Source organism: Bathymodiolus platifrons methanotrophic gill symbiont (assembly GCF_002189065.1).
In the GTDB taxonomy this organism is placed as follows: Bacteria; Pseudomonadota; Gammaproteobacteria; order Methylococcales; family Methylomonadaceae; genus Methyloprofundus.
In genome coordinates, this window is sequence record NZ_BDMN01000185.1 from 1 (window position 1) to 1898 (window position 1898).

The window sequence follows — 1898 nt, forward strand, 5'->3', positions numbered from 1 at the left end:
CCAGGTAGTCCTGCTTCAATTGGGTAATATTTTCAAATTGAGCATTGCGGTCAGGATGACCACCCATCGTAATGTTTTTCTGGGCTTTGCGCTTAACATATTCATGTTTTTTTAATAAATATCGAACGATATTACGACTGACAGAATAACCCTTTTTTAATAATTCACTGACGATTTCACGCGGCTTTAGATAAGTCCACCTAATAGATGAATTCATTGGATTGCCTGCTGTATGCTGTTGAAGAATATCTAAAAAGTCTTGATCTATTCCACTGTATTCAGGGGTAGAGGTCTTTTTTTTCGACCGCCTCCAGGTTGTCTGATTCCTGTTATATCCAGTTCTAATTCGGTGAGTTCTTTTTTTCCTTGGCGGATAGTTTTTGGGTCACACTCTAATAAAGCTGAAATATAGTTAACGCCACCATGAGATAATTTTTCACTTTCAATGGCGGCATACCGTCGCTTATTTTTTTCACAAAGTGAGTCATAAAATTTCTTCATCGACTTTTCGATATTTTTTTTATAAGGAAATGACATAAGACAACCACTGAGTAATAAATTAAGATAACCTTAATTTAGGGGAGATATTTCATTATTCAAGCTTGGCTGCTTCAGGATGTTATTTCGTGCACATTCCTTATTATTACCTTGGTCAACAAAACGAGCTGTTTTTAATGTCAATTTATTCAAAACCTGAATTAGACAATATTAGCGATGAAAAAATTATTGAGATATTAAAAAATAATCACTTATCTTAATCCGACTTTTATCACCTAATTTTGGGGCGACATATATCACGAGTCATCTGGTCTATGTTACGTCATGACCGTGACTATATTGAGCCCATTCGGGAACAAATAGTAAAGGCTGCTTAACAACTCAAGAGAGATGCGTTTATGCTGAGCTTAATGAAATGATAAAAAAGCACGACTTGACAATATACTAGATACATCAGTATCCGAGTCTAATTTTTTCTCTGGCTTGACTAGGGAGGCTGATGATTATGCCAAATATATTGATTGTTTTTAAATTAAAACTTGAAATTTCCAGAGGGATGTTCAGGTCTTTATTTTTGGGTCAAAGTAGGGGTCAGGTCTTTATTTTTGCATTCCACTATGTATAATTCTACTCACCGTTGAATAATGCAACGAATAATACTGACCAATTTGTAATTGGCTATATCCACCACTTCGATAGGCCATTAATATCGACTCATTTCTGTTGTTTGCAATTAAGTCATACTCATCAAGACTCTTGGGAATGGGGCGCCTTTGAATTTTTGGTATTTCTGACAAACCTTTTCCAGAAATTTTATTTTGTACCTTCTCAACAAATTCATCCGAACCAAGGTAAATTTGATTTTTCAACATTGCCCAGGGAGATGGTTGCTGCACCCCATTCGCTACAAATTGCATATAACTCTCTATTGCTGATTTTTCGTTTTTACTAAAACAGCTTAGTAGCCACTCTCGGTCAAACCAGTCAGGAGGGCTTGTTAGCCCAGCAGTAATTCGGTAACTGCTCCAATTCCATTGTTCAGCGCTTTTAATCATCCCAGCGCGAACCGGATTTAATACAATATAACGGGCTAGCTCTAGTAAATAACTATCTCTCTCAACTAATATAGCTTTAAAGCGCCCCTGGAAAACATGACCAACACGTAAATGCTTACGGTTAAAGCGCTGGGTATAAACACCATTTAGATAACGCATTCCTTGGGATAAGTTGCATCAGGCGTTTCAACCAATATATGATAATGATTGGTCATTTGACACCAGGCATGTACTGACCAATTAAAGAGGTCACACACTTCTCCAAGTACTGTCAAATACAGCTCTCTATCTTCCTCATCAAGATAAATATCTTCTCGACCGTCACCTCTTGAAGTAACGTGATAT

General features: G+C 36.8%; 2 protein-coding genes and 1 pseudogene. All 3 read right to left on the reverse strand.

The window, feature by feature from the left end; genetic code table 11:
• Positions 1-217, reverse strand: a 217-nt coding sequence (locus tag CDZ78_RS11150; RefSeq protein WP_444979204.1) for an ISAzo13-like element transposase-related protein, incomplete at its 3' end; no start/stop codon positions are given.
• 47 nt (positions 218-264) lie between these two features.
• A complete protein-coding gene (locus CDZ78_RS11155) occupies positions 265-537 on the reverse strand; it encodes a hypothetical protein (RefSeq protein ID WP_087868120.1) in 273 nt (90 codons plus the stop codon).
• A 560-nt stretch (positions 538-1097) separates the two neighbouring features.
• Positions 1098-1898: pseudogene (locus CDZ78_RS11160) on the reverse strand (transposase); the annotation flags it as partial.